At 40.4% G+C, this 24,157-nt stretch carries 23 protein-coding genes and 1 pseudogene; 9 read left to right on the top strand and 15 right to left on the bottom strand.

The window, feature by feature from the left end:
- Positions 1-20: 20 nt before the first annotated feature.
- Both Xsze_RS19330 and Xsze_RS22930 read right to left on the bottom strand, forming a co-directional pair.
- Positions 21-845, bottom strand: a complete 825-nt coding sequence (locus Xsze_RS19330) for an MFS transporter (protein ID WP_244431822.1) — start codon at positions 843-845, stop codon at positions 21-23.
- On the bottom strand, positions 751-1,254 hold the full coding sequence (locus Xsze_RS22930) for an MFS transporter (RefSeq protein ID WP_244431821.1): 504 nt from the start codon (positions 1,252-1,254) through the stop codon (positions 751-753). Before Xsze_RS22930 ends, Xsze_RS19330 begins: the two co-directional genes overlap by 95 nt.
- Positions 1,255-1,409: 155 nt before the next feature.
- Between Xsze_RS22930 and Xsze_RS19325 the strand changes: the two genes are divergently transcribed.
- The 5 genes from Xsze_RS19325 (at position 1,410) to Xsze_RS19305 (ending at position 6,707) form a co-directional block, all read left to right on the top strand.
- Positions 1,410-1,724: a hypothetical protein gene (locus tag Xsze_RS19325; RefSeq protein WP_051462457.1), complete on the top strand. Its 315-nt coding sequence runs from the start codon at positions 1,410-1,412 to the stop codon at positions 1,722-1,724.
- Between the two features lie 621 nt (positions 1,725-2,345).
- Positions 2,346-3,353 carry an L-tyrosine isonitrile synthase gene (gene pvcA, locus Xsze_RS19320; RefSeq protein ID WP_038239707.1) on the top strand — a complete coding sequence of 336 codons (1,008 nt, stop codon included), beginning with the start codon at positions 2,346-2,348 and terminating at the stop codon, positions 3,351-3,353.
- A 35-nt stretch (positions 3,354-3,388) separates the two neighbouring features.
- Complete coding sequence (gene pvcB / locus Xsze_RS19315; RefSeq protein ID WP_038239704.1) at positions 3,389-4,258, top strand: tyrosine isonitrile desaturase/decarboxylase; 870 nt, start codon at positions 3,389-3,391, stop codon at positions 4,256-4,258.
- A 35-nt stretch (positions 4,259-4,293) separates the two neighbouring features.
- A complete protein-coding gene (locus Xsze_RS19310) occupies positions 4,294-5,580 on the top strand; it encodes a glycosyltransferase (protein ID WP_038239702.1) in 1,287 nt (428 codons plus the stop codon).
- 149 nt (positions 5,581-5,729) lie between these two features.
- On the top strand, positions 5,730-6,707 hold the full coding sequence (locus tag Xsze_RS19305; protein ID WP_038239699.1) for a hypothetical protein: 978 nt from the start codon (positions 5,730-5,732) through the stop codon (positions 6,705-6,707).
- A gap of 314 nt (positions 6,708-7,021) precedes the next feature.
- Here the strand turns inward: Xsze_RS19305 and Xsze_RS19300 are convergent, their stop codons facing one another.
- The 4 genes from Xsze_RS19300 to prpB all read right to left on the bottom strand — a co-directional run bounded on the left by Xsze_RS19300 (position 7,022) and on the right by prpB (position 12,554).
- Positions 7,022-8,908 carry a propionate--CoA ligase gene (locus Xsze_RS19300; RefSeq protein ID WP_038239697.1) on the bottom strand — a complete coding sequence of 629 codons (1,887 nt, stop codon included), beginning with the start codon at positions 8,906-8,908 and terminating at the stop codon, positions 7,022-7,024.
- Between the two features lie 98 nt (positions 8,909-9,006).
- Complete coding sequence (locus tag Xsze_RS19295) at positions 9,007-10,464, bottom strand: bifunctional 2-methylcitrate dehydratase/aconitate hydratase (protein WP_038239694.1); 1,458 nt, start codon at positions 10,462-10,464, stop codon at positions 9,007-9,009.
- Positions 10,465-10,483: 19 nt separating this feature from the next.
- The gene (gene prpC, locus Xsze_RS19290) at positions 10,484-11,656 is read right to left on the bottom strand and encodes a bifunctional 2-methylcitrate synthase/citrate synthase (RefSeq protein ID WP_038239692.1); all 1,173 of its coding nucleotides are present in this window, start codon (positions 11,654-11,656) and stop codon (positions 10,484-10,486) included.
- Positions 11,649-12,554, bottom strand: coding sequence for a methylisocitrate lyase (gene prpB, locus Xsze_RS19285; RefSeq protein ID WP_038239690.1), 906 nt, complete (start codon positions 12,552-12,554; stop codon positions 11,649-11,651). Before prpB ends, prpC begins: the two co-directional genes overlap by 8 nt.
- 316 nt (positions 12,555-12,870) lie before the next feature.
- Here prpB and prpR point away from each other — a divergent pair, with 316 nt between their 5' ends.
- Positions 12,871-14,544, top strand: a complete 1,674-nt coding sequence (gene prpR, locus Xsze_RS19280; protein ID WP_051462456.1) for a propionate catabolism operon regulatory protein PrpR — start codon at positions 12,871-12,873, stop codon at positions 14,542-14,544.
- Here the strand turns inward: prpR and Xsze_RS19275 are convergent.
- The 4 genes from Xsze_RS19275 to Xsze_RS19260 all read right to left on the bottom strand — a co-directional run bounded on the left by Xsze_RS19275 (position 14,541) and on the right by Xsze_RS19260 (position 17,702).
- Entirely contained in the window at positions 14,541-15,113 is a 573-nt protein-coding gene (locus Xsze_RS19275) for a hypothetical protein (protein WP_038239688.1), read from the bottom strand. The genes prpR and Xsze_RS19275 overlap by 4 nt on opposite strands.
- A gap of 211 nt (positions 15,114-15,324) precedes the next feature.
- Positions 15,325-16,293 carry a threo-3-hydroxy-L-aspartate ammonia-lyase gene (locus Xsze_RS19270; protein ID WP_038239685.1) on the bottom strand — a complete coding sequence of 323 codons (969 nt, stop codon included), beginning with the start codon at positions 16,291-16,293 and terminating at the stop codon, positions 15,325-15,327.
- 141 nt (positions 16,294-16,434) lie between these two features.
- Positions 16,435-16,776, bottom strand: a complete 342-nt coding sequence (locus Xsze_RS22925; RefSeq protein ID WP_038239682.1) for an SH3 domain-containing protein — start codon at positions 16,774-16,776, stop codon at positions 16,435-16,437.
- Between the two features lie 68 nt (positions 16,777-16,844).
- Entirely contained in the window at positions 16,845-17,702 is an 858-nt protein-coding gene (locus Xsze_RS19260) for a hypothetical protein (RefSeq protein WP_038239680.1), read from the bottom strand.
- Between the two features lie 539 nt (positions 17,703-18,241).
- Here Xsze_RS19260 and Xsze_RS19250 point away from each other — a divergent pair.
- The 3 genes from Xsze_RS19250 (at position 18,242) to Xsze_RS19245 (ending at position 20,596) form a co-directional block, all read left to right on the top strand.
- Positions 18,242-19,195 carry a glycosyltransferase gene (locus Xsze_RS19250; RefSeq protein ID WP_051462455.1) on the top strand — a complete coding sequence of 318 codons (954 nt, stop codon included), beginning with the start codon at positions 18,242-18,244 and terminating at the stop codon, positions 19,193-19,195.
- A 443-nt stretch (positions 19,196-19,638) separates the two neighbouring features.
- A complete protein-coding gene (locus Xsze_RS23160) occupies positions 19,639-19,767 on the top strand; it encodes a hypothetical protein (protein WP_255296522.1) in 129 nt (42 codons plus the stop codon).
- A 40-nt stretch (positions 19,768-19,807) separates the two neighbouring features.
- A complete protein-coding gene (locus Xsze_RS19245; RefSeq protein ID WP_038239676.1) occupies positions 19,808-20,596 on the top strand; it encodes a hypothetical protein in 789 nt (262 codons plus the stop codon).
- Positions 20,597-21,103: 507 nt separating this feature from the next.
- Here Xsze_RS19245 and Xsze_RS19240 read toward each other — a convergent pair.
- The 5 genes and pseudogenes from Xsze_RS19240 to Xsze_RS22260 form a co-directional block, all read right to left on the bottom strand.
- Positions 21,104-21,718 (bottom strand): LysE family translocator, encoded by a 615-nt coding sequence (locus Xsze_RS19240; RefSeq protein ID WP_071991807.1) that lies wholly within the window; start codon positions 21,716-21,718, stop codon positions 21,104-21,106.
- 673 nt (positions 21,719-22,391) lie between these two features.
- Positions 22,392-23,221: pseudogene (locus tag Xsze_RS23420) on the bottom strand (M3 family metallopeptidase).
- A gap of 56 nt (positions 23,222-23,277) precedes the next feature.
- Positions 23,278-23,820 carry a ketoacyl-synthetase C-terminal extension domain-containing protein gene (locus tag Xsze_RS19230; protein WP_280113407.1) on the bottom strand — a complete coding sequence of 181 codons (543 nt, stop codon included), beginning with the start codon at positions 23,818-23,820 and terminating at the stop codon, positions 23,278-23,280.
- Between the two features lie 9 nt (positions 23,821-23,829).
- A complete protein-coding gene (locus tag Xsze_RS19225; RefSeq protein ID WP_071991803.1) occupies positions 23,830-23,946 on the bottom strand; it encodes a beta-ketoacyl synthase N-terminal-like domain-containing protein in 117 nt (38 codons plus the stop codon).
- Positions 23,919-24,101 (bottom strand): hypothetical protein, encoded by a 183-nt coding sequence (locus Xsze_RS22260; RefSeq protein ID WP_038239672.1) that lies wholly within the window; start codon positions 24,099-24,101, stop codon positions 23,919-23,921. Before Xsze_RS22260 ends, Xsze_RS19225 begins: the two co-directional genes overlap by 28 nt.
- Between the last annotated feature and the right edge of the window lie 56 nt (positions 24,102-24,157).

The following is a 24,157-nucleotide window of genomic DNA, read 5'->3' as shown; positions in this document are numbered from 1 at the left end:
GCATATAAAATGATAAGCCCTTATTCAGTGATAACTGCATTTTCTTTATCTCTGTTTTTTATATAGTGCCTGAAGTCTGGAAGTAGAGTCATTAAACCAATCAGCGCCATACATCCACCGATCCACAATGGTGATTTTAATCCCCACCCTAAGCTAATCGAAAGTCCACCAAGAAAAGAACCTATGACGACACCAAGAGTAATGACTGAGGTGTGAACAGTATTGACAAGCGGGCGGCCATTGGCTGTTCTCATCACCCGGGCCACCATCGCCGGGTTCATGGTAACGCCCACTGACCCAATGCCAATGAGGGATAAGGCAGCAAGGGGTTTTTTATCTGCAAATAAACCAAATGGCAAGAGAAATACAGTTAAGGAGATTAAGCCAATGGTTAATATGATAATCGGGTAACGTTCAGACAGCTTTCCGACTACGGCATTGCCGATTATTGTGGCGCTTCCGTAGAGGATGAATGGACTGGCGATCATATCGTCACTGTAACCCGATACCTCTTTTAATATTGGGGTGAAATAAGTGAATGCAGCAAAAGTTGCTCCAATGATCAGCAAACTGGTGGAAAAGACACGCCATAATTTCAGATTTTTTAAATGGCTGAGTTCGGCTCGCAAGCTCATTACCGGTGGCTTTGGAATGATTGGAATGTAAAATGTGCTGATAATACCCGCAATTGTCGCTAACACACTGGTAGTCCAAAAGCTTTTTCGCCAACCTGCATATATGCCTATCAAGTTAGCCATTGGCAACCCCAGAATCGTTCCCACCATAATACCGGCCAGCACCACTGAAATAGCCCATCCCCGTTGTTGATCGGAGACAGGTTCTATACAGATTGCAAGTGCGACACCAAAAAAGGCACCTGCCACTGCTCCCTGTAATGAGCCTTGCAACCACCAACATGGAATATGAATTTGCCAGCGCTCCAAGCATTTCAGCTGCGATAAAAATGACATAGAGGATGATTAATGCATTTTTGGGTGGTGTTTTTAATAATCCGGTGGCTAAAAGCGGGCCACCAAAAGCCATGGACAAGGAATAAAGAGAAACAAGATAACTGATTTGAGAGATGGATACATTGAGGTTATGCGCCATGATTGACACCATCCCTGTAACTTGAAATTCACTGGTTACCATAGAAAAAATACCGATTGTCAGTATGTAAATGGCGAAGGGAATGGTTTTTTGTTTTGTTACAGCATGGTAATGATTAACGCCCTCAGATTGCATTTTTTCCATGTTATTGCCTTCAGAGGTATTTCTATGCAGCATTTGGCAGTAAGAAAAAACATTCTGTGCGGCGGTTGAACCTTACATTAAAACTGTGGGGCTAAAGCGATAGATAAGCTTAATGAAGCCGGCAGCGTACAGGAAAATATTCGGGCAATGTTGGAATGCACAGTGGATATTGCCATGTCAAGCCATTCTGGGGGTGTTTATTGGTTTTGGGAATAATGAATCATCTGAAAGAAAACGAGGATGTTTATATTTACCTCAAAACTGTGCGCCAAAACACACGGGCTTTGATTCTGGCGCGTTTAGAAAAAAGCGTCATTGATGGTGAAATCCCTGCTGATACTGATGTCGGAAAATTGGCATCGTATTTTCTTGGCATTATACAGGTAATCTCATTTCAGGCTCGTGATGGAGCATCAAGAAACGAACTGATGAGTTTGATCCCACCTGCGATGGCAATCATCACGCCCTAGTGCAATTTGTATTTTTATTGTCTGTTAAGCAGCAGCCTTTGTTGGCTGCGCTCACTTACTCCGGTTACATCGTTACCTATATTTTCAGAGATTAATGAAAGATTTTGGTCTTTTACTGGACAAATTCGTTCTTTTGCCGTCGCGTTGCCTCTTGAAATCCAGTGAGAATATATCCTTACATAATAGTAATATTGTCTTTTAAAATTTATGGGTAAAGCCAATCAAATATTATTTTCATATTCCGTAATAAATATTGATCAGTGACTTATATGATATTGATTTATAAAATCCTTCTGCTTCGGTGCGCTGAGATTATTGGGGTTAATTAGTAACATCAAAAAAACTGAAATATTTTATTAAATTTTTTTAATTTTTCGTGAGGTTGTAGTGATATATAGTCACGTTTCTTTTTTTGAAAGTGTAATTAAATGAAGAAAAAACAATAATAGTTTTGTTTTTCTTTGGATTTTATTTTGATAGAACTTTTATTTATGTACATATAATAATTTGTTCTTACTTTTTTTGTAAATGTGTGAGTAGATTTTTAATGTGCTATCAGATCTCCATTTATCAATTATGATTAATGGAGGTGATGTAATGGTGATAAATTAGGAAAGAGTTATGGAACATTTTGACATAGATAAAGTGTCGAGTAAGATTCTGCATGAATTATTACAGTATAGACGTCGTTTTCCAGAATCTGAACATACAATTCAATATGAAGAAAAGAAGGTAACGGAGGTGCAATTGCCCCGTATCCGTGCATTTGTAGAACAAAGAAAACCTATCGAATGCATCTTACCGGCTTTTCCGACAAAATCACCAAACCCTCGAAAAGTATTGGGAAAATTACCTGATATGGCGGAGAAATTGTCATTGATTTTTCTCAATTCTCTTTGCCAGCGTATTCAACTTTATTATCCCCCCGGAGCAAAAATTATTATTTGTTCAGATGGGCATGTATTCAGTGATCTTATTAATGTTGATGATCATACGATAACGGATTATCAACAGGAAATTGAAAAGTTATTGCATGAATTGGGTGCAACTCATCTTTCAGTTTTTAATCTTGGTGATGTTGAATCACTGACTCAATATACTCGAGATTACAATAAATTACGTGAATTGATGTTGAAGGATTATTCTTCTTCAATAGATGAGATTAAAAAGATATTGAAAGAAAATGAAGAGGGAGTCAGATTGTATCGGGCAATAACTCGTTTTCTTTATGAAGACAGTTTATTACCAGAATATTCAGGTTCAAAGAATGCGTTGCAAAAAGATGCACGGCAGCGTGCTGTTGGTGTCATCCAGCGTAGCTGGGCATGGGGCAATCTGCTGGCGGAGCATTTTCCATCAGCAATTCGTCTTTCCATTCATCCACAACCCATTGATAGCATGAAAATCGGAATCCATATGATGCCGACCAGAGATGATTGGCTGACACCGTGGCATGGTGTAGCCGCCAATGTTAACGGTCATTTCGTATTGATGAAAGGTGATGAAGTGAAGCAGTTACATGGCAAATTGATTGAAATCCGTGGTGTGCCGAGTCATTACCTGATTGAAACATCATACGAAGAAAATCAGGTGGCGGAATTCCTGAAAACGGTGGAACAGGTCGGGTAACCAATAGCAATATCTCATTTTTGATAGGAAAGAACATGAATACTTATGAACTTGATTGCCATATCGAGTTGATGAAACCCTTTGGCTTATTGCTGACACCTAATCACCCGGATCAGGATATTTCCACACTGTCTGTTGATCGCTTGCGTGAATTGGCCCGTGAATATTTACTGGTTGTATTACGTGGTTTTCGTTCAGGTTTTACAGATAAGGAAAAACTGACGGAATATTCCGCCCAGTGGGGAGAAATAATGATGTGGCCGTTTGGTGCAGTACTGGATGTGATGGAACATGCAGAACCATCCGACCATGTGCTGGACAGCGGGAATCTACCGTTGCATTGGGATGGAATGTACCGGGAAACAATCCCTGAATTTCAGATATTTCACTGTGTTTCTGCGCCTTCTTCGGCTCAAGGGGGGCGCACCTCGTTTACCAATACTGAAAAATTAATTGCTGATGCCAGTGATGATGAACGTGAAAGATGGGAAAATACCACGATTACTTATCGTACCAGCAAAGTCACGCATTATGGCGGCGAAGTTATTTCTCCGCTGCTCTGCCTTCACCCCGATGGCAAGAAATGGGTTATGCGTTACAATGAGCCGATGGATCAAGAAGATGGGAAATATGCAGATCATCACTCGGTAGTCATGCATGGATTGTCGCCGGATGAGCAGAAAGCACGAGAAAAAGCATTGCGTGAGCGATTATACGATCCACGCTATTACTATGCCCATCAATGGCAAATCGGTGATATCGCAATTTGTGATAATTTTACGCTATTGCATGGCCGTGAAGCCTTTATTTCCCATTCCCCCCGTCATATTCAGCGGGTGCATATTCATGGAAAGCCTGTGTGTGAAAATATTTGTTTCCGTAATATTGCTGTTTCTCCAGTCTAATCCAGCAAAAGCTTAATCTAAAGGAGTTATGATTAATGTCTCGTATTGTTTTAGCCACTGTTGCCACACCTGGCCATGTTTTTCCAATACTGACTATTGCAGAACATTTGATAAATCAGGGATACGATGTAACGATATTGACAGGTTCTCTTTTCCGGGAGAAAGCAGAAGCGTTGGGTGCCAGGTTTGTCCCCTTCGATAAGCAAGTTGATGTTGATTACCGTTGTCTGGAAAAGCATTTTCCTGAAAGGGCAGAATATCCACCGGGGAACATTCAAATGGCATGGGCGATGAAGCAATTTTTCGCCGCCCCTATTCCGGTATTGTCAAATCAACTGATGCAAGTCATCAAAGAAGAGCAAGCTGATCTTTTAATTACCGACAACACATTTTATGCTGTTTTGCCGTTATTGCAGAAACCGGCAAGTGAGCGCATTCCTGTCATTTCCATTGGTGTTACACCGGTATCGTGGTCATCAAGGGATACCATATTTTGGGGGCCTCGTATTCCGCCTGATTTATTGCCTGCTGATTTAAAGCGTGAGCAATTGATTGATGAAGAGACTCACCAATTGATTGAGCAGGTTAGGGAAGCATTTAATCAAGCACTGGCGGCGGTGGAATGTTCGCCACTGACAGGAGATCATAACGATGTTCTGATAAGTCAGGTTGATCGTTTTTTGCAACTGGCGACACCGTCATTTGAATTGCCTCGCGATGATTTGCCGGAAACTGTTGAATTTGTCGGAGCGCTGAGTGTGAAAGTCGAAGACGACAACGTTCAGATAAATTGGCCTGACGAAAGTTTGCCGCTGATTTTGGTCACTCAGGGGACACTGGCGAATGTTGATTTTAACCAATTATTGCTGCCTACCTTACGTGCACTGGCAAATTTGCCGGTTCGGGTATTGGCGATTACCGGGGGTCGTTCTGTTGATATGCCGGGAGAAGAGCTCCCTGAGAATGCCAGAGTGGTGGAGTATCTTAACTTTGAACATTGGCTTCCCCGCACGGCTATTTTTATTACCAATGGCGGTTATGGTTCGCTGAATTCCGCTGTGCGCCACGGTGTACCGATGGTGGTTGCAGGAACAGGGGATGGAAAGCTGGAGGCTGTTGCCCGCGTCATCTGGTCAAAATGTGGTATCAGCCTGCATACCGATACACCAAGCGAACTGCAATTATATCGGGCAGTGACGAGGATTTTGTCTTCTCCGGTGTGGCATCAGCAAGCCCAAATCATTAAAGCAGATTATGATGCTCATAATGCGTTGGAATTGATTACAGGCAATGTCAATAAATTGCTTTCCCAATCAGCATGACGGCTTTAAAAATAGGCCATTAATCTACTCAGTATTCTTTATCTGATTTTTAATTTTCAGGGTACATAATGTACCCTGAATGATTTTATATTCCCCGGGAATAAATTGCCGGGATACTCTTCTATATCCTTATCATTGAAACCATTATTTTGCCTTTATTTAATATTATTTTAATAAATGTTTTGTTGCCTGCTATTTTTCTGGATAATATTTTTTCATTAGGCAAAAAAAATAGAAAAGGAAAGAAAATGGATTGGAATCACATTGTGTTCAGCGGAGTTTTTGGTGGGATAGTCGGTGGTCTTCTCTGGTCAATGCAGAAAAAAGGTTGGTTGAGTAAAACGGCATCGATTGCAATATTTATCATTTTTATGATCGGCGGGAATTTGTTTTCTGCCAAAATATTGCAGGATAATGGTCGTCGTGTGATTGATGGCATAGATTCTATGATAGCAAAAGAAGATAAATTCGTCATTGAGGGTACGAATTTTGCGTTAAAAAATGATGATAAAATGGTTTTAATTATGCTCAAAGAAAATGCACCAAAAGTTTATGAGGAAATTAAACAACAAATAATAACTTTAGAGAAAGAAGGAAAAAGTTATTTTGAAATATATAGTTACTTTATAAATAGATACTCAGCGTTAATTGATGAGCGTATTGTATTCGCTCCGGATGAGAATGTTATTGCACATGCAAAGGTGTTGATAAAGCAAATGGAGTTTTTACATAAAAAAGATGCTGGATTATGCCTTAACTTTGTAATGCCAGAGGTTGAAGGGGAAATTGCTGAAATTATCAAAATAGCGGGATCATTTCCAAAGGCGTTGCAAATTGAACGGTTAAATACGGATATAGCAATGATTATTGCTTCTTACGGTGATAAACAACCGCAAGTTTCATCAGAGGACAGTGAACTGGCCTCACAGGATATAGAAACAATCATGGAAGTTATGGTACACCAATACGGTGAGGATCTCACCCTGTTGATGTCCCCTCAACATGCCAAAGCAAACAAAGAAAAAAGTTGTGAAATGTTGATTGAGATGAATAAGAAATTTATTGGATTGCCAACAGAGCGTGCGGCTCGTTCATATCGCCAAATAATGAGAGAGTTACAAATGTAATCAATTTTACCCGGTACTGAAATAATGCAGGCAAAAAAAAGCTCCGTGTAGGAACGGAGCGGGAATGGGTAAAAAGTAGCTGGGAAAATGTAGTACAGGCACATAGTAACCATTGTCTATTAAATGATGATTCAACGAAATACTAGTTTATTGAGAGGGTAAAAATATCTGATAAACATCAAAGAGCCTCATGATCGATAACGGCTGCGTATCTGAAAGTTTGGTATGAACCGTGTGGCATAAACCATAAATCTATCCGCACAGCCATACCAAATATCAGTTTTATCATTGAGAGCATCTTTCTTCTGGCGGGGTTAATGGTGAATGGCATCCCGAATAACATCCAATGAAGCTGGATTATCAATCAAAGCAATATCACTGGGTTCACGTCCTTCACAAATAGCCTGCATAGTGCGGCGCAACATTTTTCCTGAGCGGGTCTTAGGCAACTGGGACACAAAATAGACGCGTGACGGACGCCCGATACTCCCTATTTTCTTATCAACCAATCCCATCAGGGCCTTTTCTAAGCTGGCGAAATGGTCAGCGTTTTGGATTTCCCGGCCTTCCTTGAGAACGGCGAAAGCAACAGCGGCCTGACCTCTAAGCTCATCTTTAATGCCAATCACGGCAACTTCCGCCACATCCTGATGGCTGGCAATACACTCTTCTATCTCTCGTGTTCCCAAACGATGGCCGGAAACGTTAATCACATCATCGGAACGCCCCAAAATAAAATAATAACCGTCGCTGTCACGGATGCCCCAGTCAAATGTTGAATAGACTTGCTGGCCAAAATGCTTCCAGTAAGTATTGATAAAGCGGTTATCGTCACCGTAGATAGTCTGGATGCAGCCGGGAGGAAGCGGGCCTTTAATGACCAACATGCCTTTCTCATTGTCACCGCATTCTTGTCCGGTCAGTTCGTTGATCAATTTGACGTTAAAACCATACATAGGAAAACCGGTGCTGCCAAAGCGACTGGGCCTGTCATCCAGACTCTGTGCAATGGTCATGATCGGCCAGCCGGTTTCAGTTTGCCAATAATTATCAATGACAGATACATTAATGCATTCGGTAATCCAGCGGGCAGTGTGTTCATCAAGGGGTTCGCCTGCCAGATAGAGTGTTTCAAGCGATGAAATATCATATTTTGAAATGAAATTTGTCGGGTATTTTTTCAGAACACGGATTGCAGTGGGGGCTGAAAACATTTTGGTGACATGATATTTTTCGACAATCTGCCACCAAATGCTGGCATCCGGACGTATTGGCAGCCCTTCATACATGATGGTTGCCATACCTGCGATCAGGGGAGCATAGATAATATAAGAATGACCGACAACCCAGCCAATGTCTGATGTACAGAAGAAGACGCCACCCGCTTTACCCCCGAAAATCACATCCATGGATGTTGCCAGTGCCACAGCATAACCACCGACATCCCGTTGTACACCTTTGGGTGTCCCCGTTGTACCTGACGTATAGAGCACACAGGAAGGTTCATTTGATTCAAGCCATGTGACAGGAATACTGGCATCAAGATATTCCTGCCTCAATGCAGCGAAATCCACATCCCTGTCTTTTACCCAATTAATGTCAGCCAGCCCGCGATCCACCATCAATATATGACGTGGCGTATGATTTGCCAGTTCGATGGCTTCATCCAACAGAGGCTTGTAGGGAATGATTTTACCTCCCCGTGACCCTGCATCCGCAGAAACCACGACAACGGGTTCAGCATTATCTAATCGGGTGGCGAGGCTATGGGAAGCAAAACCACCAAACACGACGGAATGAACAGCTCCGATGCGTGCGCAGGCCAATAGAATAAACAGGGCTTCGGCTATCATTGGCATATAAACAACAACACGTTCCCCTTTCCTGACACCCAATGAAAGTAGCATGGCTGCCGCTCTGTTGACTTCCTGATGCAATTCTTTGTAGGTAAATACCCTTTCACTATGGGTTTCAGTTGAAATGGCAATCAATGCGCTGGCATCAGGCTGGCTTTCCAGCCAGCGATCCAATGCGTTATAGCAAAGATTGGTTTTTCCTCCACAAAACCAGCGGGCAAAAGGTGGACAACTGTGATCCAGCACGTGTTCGAAAGAGTGTTGCCAATGAATCCTTTTGGCTTGTTCTGCCCAAAAAGCATTGGGATCATTAATCGAATGCTGATAGAAATCTTGGAATGACATAATTCCTCCTGGTGCTGTACAGATGAAAACAGGTGAAAAGCGGTTCAGAGCCAGAACCGCTGTCTTCCTCTTGCAAGCCGTAGTTTGAAATCTATTACTTACAGATTATAAACGTATAAATCGAGATACTCGTTTACAGGCATGTATTTTAATGATGTGAAGTCAAGGGAAGCCGCCAGAATTTTTTGTTGTTGCGCTTCGGGGAAACGACGCGCCAGATTAACTCTGAACTTCTCTTCTAATAAAGGAATACCTTCTTTGCGACGGCGGGCATGCCCGATGGGGAATTCAACTTTGACCTCATCCAGCTGAGTGCCATCGGTAAAGACCAAAGTCAGTGCATTGGCAATGGAGCGTTTTTCCGGATCATGGTAATCAAGAGTGAAGTCGGGATCTTCGACACAGAATATTTTTTCCCGCAAAGCATCGATGCGGGGATCAGCGGCGACATTATCTTCATAATCCGCCGCCGTCAGGCGGCCAAAAATCAGAGGAATGGCAACCATATACTGAATGCAGTGATCTCTGTCTGCCGGATTATTCAATGGGCCTTGTTTATCAATAATTCTGATGCAGGCTTCATGGGTCCGGATAGTAATCCGGGCAATATCCTCAACATGTTTACCCTGTTCCTTCAGCTGTTGATGCAAGTTTATGGCTGCTTCCACGGCTGTTTGCGAATGGAATTCTGCCGGGAAAGAGATCTTGAACAGGACATTTTCCATGACATAAGAGCCATAAGGCCGCTGGAATTGGAATGGCTGGCCATTGAACAAAACATCATAAAATCCCCATGTCCTTGCCGTTAATACTGAGGGATAACCCATTTCGCCTTTTTGCGCCATGAGAGCAAGGCGTACAGCTCGGGAAGTCGCATCTCCCGCAGCCCAGGATTTGCGCGATCCCGTGTTGGGGGCATGGCGGTAAGTTCTCAAGGATTGACCATCAACCCAAGCCAATGACACGGCACTGAGTATTTCTTCACGCGACAATCCCAGCATTTGTGCAACAACCGCGGCAGAAGCGATTTTTACCAAGACGACATGATCCAGCCCGACTTTATTGAACGCATTTTCCAACGCCAGACAGCCTTGAATTTCATGGGCTTTAATCATGGCTGTCAATACATCCAACATAGTGAGGGGGGCTTCTCCCCGGGCAACGGCATTTCTTGATAACCAGTCGGCTGTGGCGAGTATTCCCCCAAGATTGTCAGAAGGATGCCCCCATTCAGCGGCCAGCCAGGTGTCATTGAAATCTAGCCAGCGGATCATGGCACCAATGTTGAAGGCTGCCTGAACAGGATCGAGTTCGAATGGCGTTCCGGGTACACGGGCACCATTGGGCACGGTTGTTCCGGGGACAATGGGTCCCAACAATTTTGTACAGGCGGAGTATTCCAGTGCTTCCAGACCGCAACCCAACGTATCGATAAGACAATGATGCGCGGTCGCATAAGCAATTGGGGATACTATGACGTAGTCCATGACATAATCCACAATATCGACAATCACCTGATCGTAGTCAGGGCGGTTATTCACAACAGAGGTAGACATAATCAATCCTTAAATTGAGCTAATTACGTTGTTCAATCGGCATAAATTGCAAGTTTTCAGGGCCGGTATAATTAGCGGAAGGGCGAATAATTTTATTATCAGTACGTTGTTCAAGAATATGTGCCGCCCAACCCGACGTGCGGGCAATAACAAACAGGGGGGTAAACATCGCTGTGGGGACACCCATCATGTGATAGGACACCGCAGAAAACCAATCGAGATTCGGGAACATTTTCTTGTGATCCCACATGACCGACTCAATTCGGTTCGCAATGTTGTACATTTGGGTTGTTCCCGATGTTTGGGAAAGTTGCAGGGCGATCTCTTTAATCACTTCATGGCGCGGATCGGAAACCGTGTAAACCGGATGACCAAAGCCAATGATGACCTCTTTTCGTTCCAAACGCTCCAGAATATCGGCCTCAGCTTGCTCTGCCGTGTCATAGCGTTGCTGGATTTCAAACGAAACCTCATTGGCGCCGCCATGTTTTGGCCCCCTCAGGGCACCGATGCCACCGATAATGGCAGAATAAACATCTGATCCTGTACCGGCAATCACGCGACTGGTAAAAGTAGAAGCATTAAACTCATGTTCAGCATACAGAATAAGGGAAACATGCATGGCTTTTTCCCATAATTCTGACGGTTTCTGACCGTGAAGGAGATGAAGGAAATGCCCGCCAATGGAATCATCATCGGTTTCGACGTCAATGCGGCGTCCGTTATGGCTGTAATGATACCAATAAAGCAGTATCGAGCTGAGAGAAGCCAGCAAGCGATCGGCAATATCCCGGGCGCCGGCAGAGTTATGATCTTCTTTTTCCGGCAAAGTACAGCCCAGAACAGACACACCGGTACGCATGACATCCATGGGATGAGCGACAGCGGGTAAAGCTTCTAATGCGGATTTAACACTGCTGGGCAAGCCACGCAAGGCCTTCAGTTTTACTTTGTAAGATGTGAGTTCTGCGCGGGAAGGGAGTTTATCGTGGATAAGTAAATAGGCTATTTCTTCAAATTCACAGTGTGCGGCTAAATCGAGAATATCATAACCACGGTAATGTAAATCGCTGCCATTTTTTCCTACTGTACAGAGTGCCGTATTGCCCGCAGCAATGCCGGAAAGGGCAACGGATTTTTTGGGTTTAAAAGTGGTTTCAGGAGAATGGGTTATCGTATTCTGTTTATTCATGAGTATCACCTTTGCTATTTTTCTGCGAAAACAGAGCATCCAGTTTTCGTTCAAAAGCGTAATAGCTGATGCTTTCATACAGCTCATTACGAGTCTGCATCATATTGATGACATTTTTCTGTGTGCCATCACGACGCAGGGTGATGTAGACCTGTTCGGCAGCTTTATTCATAGCCCGGAATGCCGATAGCGGGTAAAGGGCGATGGCGACATCCACACTTCTCAGTTCTTCAAGAGTAAAGAGCGGAGTGGCACCAAACTCAGTGATATTCGCCAAAATGGGAACCTGTGACTTGGAGGCAAATTCCTTATACATATGCAGTTCTGTTATCGCTTCAGGGAACAGCATATCTGCGCCCGCTTCAATATAGGCAGCGGCTCTGTCCAGAGCAGAATTCAACCCTTCCACAGCCAATGCATCGGTGCGTGCCATAATGACAAAATTCTCATCTGTACGCACATCAACGGCAGCCTTGATACGATCTACCATCTCTTCTTTGGAGACAATTTCTTTATTTGGACGATGCCCGCAACGCTTGGCGCCAATCTGATCTTCAATATGGAGAGCGGCGGCACCTGCTTTAATCATAGAACGAACAGTGCGGGCAACATTGAATGCAGAAGAACCAAATCCGATATCTGCATCCACAAGCAGAGGTAAATCACAGACATCGGTGATGCGGCGGATATCAATCAGAACATCATCCAGTGTGGATATGCCGAGATCCGGCAGGCCCAACGAACCGGCTGCAACACCGCCACCAGAAAGATAAATGGCCTTGTAGCCTGCGCGTTTTGCCAGCAATGCATGATTTGCATTGATTGTTCCAACCACTTGTAACGGAGATTCGTCTTTTATCGCTTGGCGAAAAGCCAAACCGGCAGAATAAAGTGCCATATATAACTCCATTGTTACTCAAATGAAATAAAATTGTATCTTGTTTTACTTAAGCAACTTTAGTGCCAAAAATCGTAATGAAGGACAGCAATCAGACATTTATTTATGATTTTTTGGTTTTTTATCTTAAATATCAATTTGTTATTTATTTTTGTTGGTTGGTTGATGAAGATGGGAATCTATTGGCTATAATGTATCATTGTTTCATATTGAACCAATTTTGTTTCATTGTTGTTTCATCGGTGTTTCTATAAGGAGTCACTGAAACGCGCAGGGAAATTGCAGAAAAAATCTATCGAAAGAAAAAGAGGAAAATATGGCATTGGGTGACACAGAAAAATCTGATAATGGCGATAATAAGAAACCAGTCATCTGGACGGTTTCTGTTTCCCGGCTGTTTGATCTTTTCCGCGACATTACCCCTGAGTTTGATCACCAGGCTGATATCACGCCGATACAACGTGGTTTTGAAGATGCCATCCAGCATATTCGCAAACGTCTGGAAACAGAACACTGTGATGCGGTCATTTGTGCCGGCTCTAATGGCGCGTATTTAAAAAGTCGATTATCTGTGCCGGTGATCATTGCTAAGGCCAGTGGATTTGATTTTATGCAGGCACTGGCTCGTGCCCGCCAAATCAGTTCCCGCATTGGTGTCATCAATTACCAGAATACCTTGCCTGTGCTGGAGGAGTTTCAGCAACATTTCAATCTGCGGATTGAACAGCGCAGTTATGTCACAGAAGAAGATGCCAGAGCACAGGTTAATGCTTTAAAGTCAATGGGAATAAAAGTGATTGTCGGTGCGGGGCTGATTACCGATCTTGCTTGTGAAGCTGAACTGGTGGGGATTTTTATCTATTCTGCGGATTCAATCCGGCAAGCATTTCAGGATGCGTTGGAAATGGCCAGAATAACCAGACTGAATCAGACGGTCATTTCACCTTATCCTACAGAAGATAAATTGCGTACCCGCCATGCCATCAGCGATATCAAAGGAAATTCTGCGGCAATAGAACATGTGCGCAATACGATAATGCTGTACTCACGTTCAACGGCAACAGTCCTGATCCAGGGTGAAAGTGGAACGGGAAAAGAGCTGGTGGCTCAGGCGATCCATCATGAATATACTTTGCGTTATGGGCAGCTAGTGGGAAAACATCCACGCCCATTCGTCGCCGTTAACTGCGGCGCTATTGCGGAGTCGCTGTTGGAAGCTGAATTATTCGGCTATGAAGAAGGGGCTTTCACGGGATCGCGGCGAGGGGGACGGGCGGGTTTGTTTGAGGTTGCTCACAGGGGAACCTTGTTTCTGGATGAGATAGGTGAAATGCCATTGCCCTTGCAAACACGGCTGTTGAGGGTACTGGAGGAAAAATCCGTTGTCAGGGTCGGGGGGTATCGCCCGATTGCCGTTGATGTTCGTATTATCTGTGCGACTCATTGTGATTTAGATACTTGGGTGCGGGAAGGGCGCTTCCGGACAGATTTATTTTATCGTCTGAGTGTATTGCGGATCAATGTGCCTGCTTTGCGGGAAAGAGGGAATGATATTGGTTTACTGGCAATGGAATATCTGCAACGGGCATTCGCTGCACTTAACTTACCCATTTCTTCATTGAGGAGAAGGGAACTTGCTGATTGTTATAAAACGCTGCAAGCTTATTATTGGCCCGGAAACGTGCGGGAATTGCGTAATTTGATGGAAAGGATAGCCCTTTATTTAAGTGCCAACACTGAACAGAAATTGTCGTCTGAATTAATATTATCGCTTTCACCTGAGCGCCAGATGGGGATTCATGCTGATAATCATGCAATGAAACCAACCCAGACTGAATTTTCTTCATTTATTGAAAGCCCTCCATCGGTACATGAAATTGTAGCGCGATTCTCCGGCAATCGACGTGCGGCCGCAGAATATTTGGGGATTAGCCGCACGACACTTTGGCGCAGATTAAAGCAGGAGAAGCAGGAGAAAGAGAAAAATTAATGGGTGGAGATACGCATGAGACAAATGAAAACGATGAAGATAAAGATCAAGAAAAAAATACCCTTCCAATGACTTTTTTCTTTTGAAACTAATTGATCTTCTGAAGAAACATATTTGTTAAATTCGGATAAGGCATATTGTTTATTTATTTCATCTTTCTCGTCTTCATCGAGCGTCTGATAGATATGTACCATTTTTAATATGCCCAGCATTTTTTCCGGTAATGGGATTATATCTTCATCACAATAAATAATAAGATCACAGTGAGCTTGCTCAACGATAGCATAAAGATATTCAACGTGGAATTTATGCATACGATCTGGATTTTTCTTTATGACTTTTTGAATTTTTTCTGATGAGTCAGGGTAGGCAACGAAATAAATATTATCATATTCATCAGATTTATCATGCATTTCTATATGAAAGCCTTTTGGTTCTCCTCTTTCACAAGCAACCCAGAATTCGGTCGAAATAAATTCCTCTACAAAATCGATCAGATAGTCTCCGTTCTTTTCATCTTCAATTCCATCTTTGAGTTTATTATATTTCTCTAGTAAGGCCTTTGGCATATCGAATAATATCCTGAATAAGTCATTAAAATAACCATTAATAGTGCTATTTTCTCTATGATAGTCATAAGCGGGTAGAATAATCTAACTGTATTAAATCTATTAGAAGCAGAAGCTACCATTATCTTTATTAGCCTAATAATTCTAATGGCAACTCTTTTATTTTGCTAACACTAATTGAATATTTTAATAGCCAAACAATCAGCGATAATCAGTTCTTATCCGCCAATAAGCGGCCATATTGCTTCATATCGATATTGCCGCCACTTAAAATAATCCCGACACGTTGGCCTTTTAATTGCTCCCGCATTGATTTTGCAGCGGCAAATCCCAGACAACCTGTAGGCTCAACAACGATTTTCATTCGTTCAGCTAAAAAGAACATGGCATCAATGAGTTCGTTATCTGAAGCTGTAAAAATATCTTTCACCAGATGACGAATGATGGCAAAAGTGTATTGTCCTAAATGCTGCGTTTGCGCACCATCTGCAATTGTCTTTGGCGTATCGATACAAACGATTTCATTTTTTCTGAAAGATTGCTGACCATCATTACCGGCTTCGGGTTCAACACCAAAAACACGGCACGCAGGTGATAAGTGAGCCGCTGAAAGGGCTGAGCCAGAGAGTAAACCACCGCCCCCCAGAGGGGTAAATAAAGCATCCAGTTCTCCGACTTCTTCAAACAACTCTTTGGCGACTGTACCTTGACCCGCGATAATATGGGGATGATCGAAAGGAGGGATGAGTGTCATACCCTGCTCTTCTGCCAATTGGCGGCTTATTTCTTCGATATTGCCCGTGTATCTATCGTAGAAAACCACTTTACCGCCATAACCTTTGGTTGCCGTTATTTTGGCTTGCGGGGCATCTTGTGGCATGACAATAGTGGCAGAAATATTCAGTAATTTGGCAGCCAATGCGATCCCTTGTGCATGGTTACCGGATGAATAAGCAATGACTCCTGCTTTTTTTTGTTCGTCGCTCAATTGACTCAACGTATTTATGGCACCCCGGAATTTGAATGCACCCATTTTTTGATAATTTTCACATTTGAAATAGATCTTGGCATCAAAAATGTTATTGATAGTGGTTGAGGTGAATACAGGGGTCTTATTGATGTATTTTTTAATGCGGGTGTGGGCTTCAGAGATATCATTGTAATCGGGAGTAAAATTCATTATTTAGGCCTCTTAAAGTTCGATCACATCATTTTGAAAATTTTATTTAAAGATTCAGTAACATAATATAATTTAGATATAAATAACAGTTATGAGACATCTATCACCAATAGGGCCGTTATCTGAAAAAGTAGGGGTTATTTAAAAAATAACATTTTCTTTTGGTATCCAGCCGGTTTCACCTGATTTTTTATGCGCCCAATACCAACCATTTAATAAACGCTCCAGATATAAGCACTCTCCTGAGCTTACAGTTAATTCATGGGATGTATAGTCTTCAGCGCATATTGCTTTATCAGGAAAAATAAAATGTAAAATTTGTTGTGGGACCCATCCGTTGATCTGCAATGCATTAATGACCCAAACCCAGCAAGGGTATTTGATATCACTGTGGCTGACTGACACGATATCTCCGGCCTTTAATACGATGGGATGTGAGAATGTACTGACATGATCTCGAATTACGGTACTCTTCTTTAACATTTTTGCTCCTGTTTCTCTTGAATGAGGGCCAGTATCGGAAAAATGAAATATGATTGTAATACCGTAAGTCAGTTGATTGCACCCCATAAATTATCGATGGCAGGTAACTTTTTATCGAGTTTTTGGAGTAACTCGAAATAGCTATGAGCTAATTTAATCTGGTGTTCATCCTTAAAATTTTCACCCCAAATATCAGGATTGGATAAATCAAAACGTTTTGGTATGGCGGGTTTCAATCCAGATTCTGGTGCTAATTTATTCAGTTCAAGTTGTTTTAAAAGTTGTTGAGAAGCTTGTCTGGCTATTTTGTGATAACCCAATTCTTCTAATAACAAAATGGCATGGGCATGTGTGATGCCATGAATTTTTTCACCTGTGAAAAAATATCCTTGGTCATCAAGATAAACGTCATGACTACTATATTTAACCGCTAAAGTACATAATGTTTTTATATCAGGAATATCCATTTTAGAATGAGGATATTGTCGGTAATCAGATACGCCAAAGTAACGGTCCCATTTATCAGAAGCCACATTTAATATTAGTTTTGATATATTGGAAACTGCATTTTTAGTGAGTTCAATTTGGTGGTTGGACACCGCTTTTAGAAATAAAGTGCCATAAATAATACCATGCCCCGATCGACTCAGCTGATGTGAATTAAGCTCGATGGCTTCAATAACAGGAGAATAATCAGAAGTGATTTCACTGGGTTCCAATGGCATAAACAAGTCATGATGTTTTTCAATTATTTTTTCAAGCCTTGCTTTTAAGTTGCGGTGTGCCTTCATGGGCAATGCATTGCTTTTTAACAAGGATGCTCCTGCAAGTAAAGATGCGCCAATGTGCCCTTGAAACCAGCCAGCTGGCTCTAAATTAATCACATTAGCTAAAGCTAAAATTCCAGCCTCTTCGTAATTATCCATTTTTACCCTTAAAATAATATATAAATGAAATAATTATAAGTAAAATCAAATGATGAATAACTCTATTATATTAATGGCGTTTATGTGTGCTCAAAAGAGCTAAAAGCACTAATGGTGATAACTAATGGTGATAGAAGAAGACTCAGTTTCCAACATCAAAACATTGATCATTGAGGATGCTCATTTTTAAAAAGATTTTCTATACCCGTCGTCTTTCAAGTTGCCTCTTTGTTGGCTGCGTTTATTCACTCCGGTCACCGTTTTTATAAACACACGGTTATCTATGCGCCCGGAGATGATGAGAGGCTCTTGCCTCTCGACCTTTGGCTGTTCAAATTCGTTCCCGACGAATTTGTCATTCCCTTGCCGCCGCGACACATCTTGAAATACATAGGGTATATATATTTGTTGCTATTCAAGTTACAAATCGATGGAAAAGAACAAATTCTTCCAGCGAACAGGGCTACAGCTTGAAAGGCGACAGGGTTAGGTATACTATCTTCAAATATAATATGTAAATAATTAAAATGTGTAATTAAATGATGGGTAAAATTATTGTCAATGGTGTTGCAAATAAAAAATTCATTGCAGAACATGCTGATGATTTTTTCAGAGTTATCAATGAGAAAATATCTCCTGAGTTAATTCCCGAAAAACTCTATCGTAAAGGTAAAGCCTGTTGGGTGCTCCAAACCTTAATTAATTTAAAATACTATTATGGCGATGACTTGGATGTTACCTTAACAAATAAGGCTAACGCCGATGCAGTCAATATATTACATTATGATGATTTTAGCTTTAAAACAAAATCATGGTTAGGTAAATCTGTTATATGCCAAGCGGATAGACCACCAATTTATGATGTTGATTGTGTTGTGGTTCAAAATCCGTTTCAAGAAAAAGACGGAAAGGTATTTATACCTCACTGGCCGCAACCAAAAATTAAACCAAGAAATAATAATCGCCATGATATCAGTACGATTGGTTTTTTTGGTCATCAAGATGCATTACCTGATTTTTTTTCCGATGAAATTTTTCTGGAAGAATTAAAGTTGAGAGGCATTAAGTTTATCAACTCCAATAAAAACTGGAACGACTATACTGATATCGATATTGCCATCAGCTTTAGAAAAAATAACGATTTAGATCTTATAAGAAAACCCGCCAGTAAGCTTATTAACGCATGGAATGCCGGTTGTCCTTTAATTTGTGATGATGAACCATCCATGAGAGCAATAAGACTCAGTGAATTGGATTATTTAATAGCGAAAAGCCCAAATCAATTTATCAATGTGGTGGATAAATTGAAAAGTAATCCAGTGCTTTATGCAGAAATGGTTTCAAATGGTAAAAAAAGGTTTGAAGATTATAGTCGTGAAGCAACAACGAAAAAGTGGTTTTCTTTAGTAGAAGACATTCATAATGGAAAAGTAAAAGCTAAATCAAGATTTGATTTTATTCGATACGTTTTAAATAAAAATAAATTTTTCTGATATATTTTAATATGTGCATTTTATTTTAACCTTTATGCATCCAATGAATTTCAAGAATGCAGCTAACAAAGCTACAACTTGAAAACAGCAGAAATAAAACAGAGGATTCTCCATCCTTAAATTATATATGAATTGGTGGGGACTGAGCTTGAATCATAATGCCGTAGTCAGAACTCGTTATTTGTCTGGGCGATGTGAAAAGATCTTTGTCCCCCAAATTTTTTAAAGCACAAAAAAATTAATAAAAAGAATAAGTAATGGCAAGTCTTAAAAGATTAATTATTAAGAATTACCGTATTATATATAAAAAACAAAAACTTTCCTTTCTTTATAAAAAATTACCTTTATTTATGCGGTAAGATAAAAAATAAGAACTAAAATAAATATGATGGCTATTTTATAAACAGATAAATCTATTTCGTTGTTAATAAAAGGTGAAAGTCATGCTTATGATTACCAAAAACATGTTCTCTGGCAGAGAGAATCCAAGTTGGATTATTCCAGAGCCATTGGCGAGTGATATCTTGAAAGATATTGTTACAAATAAAAAAGCATTAAATTACAATACCTAAATCTCCTGTCTTAGGATTGAGAGGGGTTATTGTCGAAATTATGGACCCATCGGTTGCAGAACAGTTTGAACTACCGACAACATTTCGGGTTGATGATGGATATGCGGAAGATATTTCTGATAGTAAAAACCTTGCTGAAATGCTTTTAAATATTGCTGTTCAATTTGAAAATAAAAGCAAAATCACATATGCCAGAAAAGTTTTTAAGAGAGCTCCTTGCAGAATCCGAAAAGGGGGAATTTATCAATATACCTCTTGTCAGGAGAGGAGAGATACAGAAACAAAAGATATTGGTGAATTGGATCCAGATAAACATGTTTGGAAATGTCCCATACAAGTAGGTCTGTATAAACCTGAGTATTGGTCAGGCAATTATGCGAGGGCAAATAATTGTTATGCCTATGCATGTAATATCAGAATGAATCCAGCGAGTGATTTTAATTGGCCACATCCAGGATATTTTAGTAAAGAAAGAGTTAAAATACCAAGTGATGATCAAGAACTTTTGGACGGTGTCAAAAATGATGGCATAGTGAAATATGCAGATGGAATGAACTGTCCTACAAGTTCAAAGGATGAACCTGTATGGTTAACGTTGTTATTTTCGGGGCTTATTGATGACCAGTATTGGGATTATCATTGGTATAGGTGTATAAAAGAGGGAAATAGGTTCATTTGGGCCCATAAAATGGGACCTAACCCAATTGAGAAAATAGACACAGAAAAGGTTGAAGCTGTTAAAGCTAATGCTGAAATAAATCAGTATACAAGGTTTCATGGAGATTTTCTGATACCTAAAGTTACTATTTGCGCAAGAGCTAGACCATGATTTGAATATAAATAAGATTAAGGAGAATACGTTTCTGATCTTGACAATTAATTCTTTCAAAATACTGAAACAAAAAACATACCATTTACTTTCCTTGATATATTGAAAATATATTTTAATAAATCACGATGAAGTATTTTTTCTGTATAATCGTAAACTCGTTTACATTCCTTATAGGTATAGAGGTATGTGAAAAATATTATTTCATTGAGATAGGATCTAATGCAAGACTAATTAATATGAGTTGTGGGCTATTTCTGTTGAAACGAGCTTCTTGTGAGAAATAAAATTATTTTGGAATAGGCTATTGGCAGGTCTGTAATATCTCTCACTGAATGTTTTTTTGTTATAAAGTCATTTAAATTCAATGTGATAAATAATAAAATAATGAGCAGTAGAAGTGGATATTTTGATGCAATTTCAATTATTTGGTATTGGGCAAGAAATAAATATTTATTTCTTGCCCTAAACTGATAATCCGGTCATAGCATTTTTAGTGGCTCTGTCTTAATTTTCCGATGCAAAGGTGAAAATAGAACTACAGAACATGGAGATGGAAAAAATAAAAATAACTAAAGATGCAATACGATATAATAAGGTAGAGTTAAAAAGTGTGGGTCTTGTTTGCCATAAAGGCATAATAGCACCGCAAGCCGTCCATAGCAGAGATATAGGAAAAAGAGCAAACAATATACTTAACATAGAAAAATAGTAATCATGATGATTCGTGAATGCGGTGGTTGGTATAATAAGTGTAGCAATTACGAAAGACTTAGGGTTTAGTAAAGTAGTGAGGAATATTGTTACAACAGTAATGCTTTGATTATTTTTTTGCAGAGAAAGTCGCCATATCTTTATAGCTAAATATGCCACATAAATAGCAGATATTAATTTTACTATGAATAAAATATAATAACTATACTCCATTAATATTTTAACTGCCACTCCCCAAGCACTTATTGATAATAAATAGCCTACCCATTCTGCAATAATTAATTTAAAACTTTTTATTATTCCTTGGGACAAACCAGAGCAAAGTAATAAGGTGTTTGTTGGCCCCGGCATCATAAGCAATAATGCACTGCTGAAAGTAATTTTAATTAAATCATCTAATTGAAGCATTTTATCAACCCTGATATAATTAATATTGTTTTAATGAAAGTTGTATTGTCTGATTTTTTAAATATATTCTTACGCCCTTACATTAATGTATAGTGACCTCGTTAGTGATAAATTTAATTATTATTAATCTTCAGCGGAAACATAAAATTAAAATGTTTGTCTAAACAAGACTGGAAGGTAATAATGTGTGGGATGAGAAATATCAATGAATATTGACCAGATCGCTTGCTGCTTTGTTATTAACGGAATTGTTAATCTTTCCGATGTATTATGGTGTAATTTCATTCTTTTATGGATGAATAATGCTAACCATCCTGGGTCCGGTTGATAAGTATTTTGTATTTCCTTTGCTAATAGACAAAATAAATTGTCATTTTTAGGCTTATTATTGAAATTAAATTTATCCATTGTGAAAAATAAAAATCCAGTTAATATGTTTAATGTAAAATCGTGTTTGAATATATCAGTATAAACATAAAAAAAGTAACATTTTGCAAATCATTAATTAACTGTTTATTAATAAATGTTAGCTAACAAATGTTGATTAACAAATGTCTATTCAGCAAATCCATGCAGTGATTTTGAACAAAAACTTAATCAATGAGTCAGTGCTTATTGAAAGGAAAGTACTGACTCAATTTCAATCGTAAAGCCAGTGTAACAATCAGCGATGTTATAAGATCCCGTTATGCCTGAGAAATGCATCAATTTTGGGTTTACGGGATCGAAGCATGGTAAATAGCGCCATTGGTTCTTGGCTTCCGCCAGGCTCTAAAATATGGTGTAAAAACTGAGCGCCCACTTCCGAATTTAATATTCCTTTTTCTTCAAATAAGCTAAATGCATCGGAAGACATGACGCCGGCCCATTTATAGCTGTAATACCCGGCAGCATATCCGCTACCAAAAATGTGTTCAAAGCTATTTTGAAAGCGGTTTGCCTCAGGTGGTATATCAACGTCCAACTCTGAACGAACACGATCCAGTACCTGTTGTACATTCGTTGGCGGAGTTGATTGATAGTGCTCATGCAGACGAAAATCAAACAAAGAGAATTCTAATTGGTTAATCATGCGCATTGCCGAATTAAAATTTCTTGCTTCAATTAATTTACTCAATAGCTCATCAGGCAGCGGTTCTTGTGTTTGGTAATGGGCCGAAAAAGCACCATCCCTTCTTTTTGCCAGCACCAGTTTTCCAGAAATTGACTGGGAAACTCGATGGCATCCCAAGGCACACCATTGATGCCTGATACGGCCAAAATCTCAGTTTTGGTTAATAAATGGTGAAGCCCATGACCCACTTCATGAAATAGTGAAACTATTTCTTGGTGGGTAAACAACGCAGGTTTGCCACCCACTGGCCTGCCAAGATTACAATTTAAAAATGCGACAGGATATTGTATCGAACCATTGATGCGTCGGCGTCTCACCCGACACTCTGCAATCCATGCCCCGCTGTGCTTGTTTTCTCTGGCATACAGATCCAGATAAAATCCACCCAGAAGTGCCCCTTGGTTATCTTCGATAATAAAAAAACGGATATCAGGATGCTAGGTATCTATGTCTCGAGAAGATCACAACGTAATGCCCTTAAGGCAGATTTTGACTTTGCGCTCATCGGCCATACCGCAGGCAGATTTATCTGTGGAGAGACACAGGCTTCAGGTGCTTCTCCAAGGATCATATGTGCATTGGTCCCTCCAATGCCAAAAGAACTTACCCCCGCGAAATGTGCTTGCCCTTCAGTTTGCCATTGGCCATTTTCATTGTTCACGGCAAAACAATTTTTATCCCACTCAATCTTCTTGCTCGGCTGTTCACAATGGAGCGTCTGAGGCAGTAGATTGTTTTTCAACGCTAAACTCACTTTTATTAAGCCAGCGACACCTGACGCTGTATTTAAGTGACCAAGGTTGCTTTTGAGTGATCCTATCTTAATTTTTTGTTTGGTGTTTTCTGGCGTGAATACCCGGGATAAAGTTGAGATTTCAACAGGATCGCCCAGTTGTGTTCCGGTGCCGTGTGTTTCAATATAGGAGATATCAAAAGGGGGGAGTTCTGCCACTTGCAACGCATGAGCGATAACTTCAGCCTGCCCGATGATGCTTGGTTAGGATAGAAGCTTGCTATATGCTTCGTGGATCGCGACCAGTGAAGAAGAACAGGCGGTTTGAATATTTATCGCAGGCCTGCGTAAATTTAACTGATAAGCGATACGCGTCGCCATATAATCAAGCCCGTTACTGATTGATAGTCAACCACCCAAAAACGCTTATCGCGCAATAACACGACGTCATTGATTTCATTGTTCAATAAGACGCTGAGCAATGCATCAATATCACTTGAATAACGTCTTTCATAAGGCTGATCGAATATTTGCATATTGATATGACTGAGCTCTTGCCCAATGCTTCGGCAAATACCGATGAGTGATGCGT

The organism is Xenorhabdus szentirmaii DSM 16338, assembly GCF_002632585.1.
GTDB lineage: Bacteria > Pseudomonadota > Gammaproteobacteria > Enterobacterales > Enterobacteriaceae > Xenorhabdus > Xenorhabdus szentirmaii.
The sequence above is the reverse complement of the archived record's forward strand: the minus strand, read 5'-3'. Positions and strand labels throughout refer to the sequence as shown.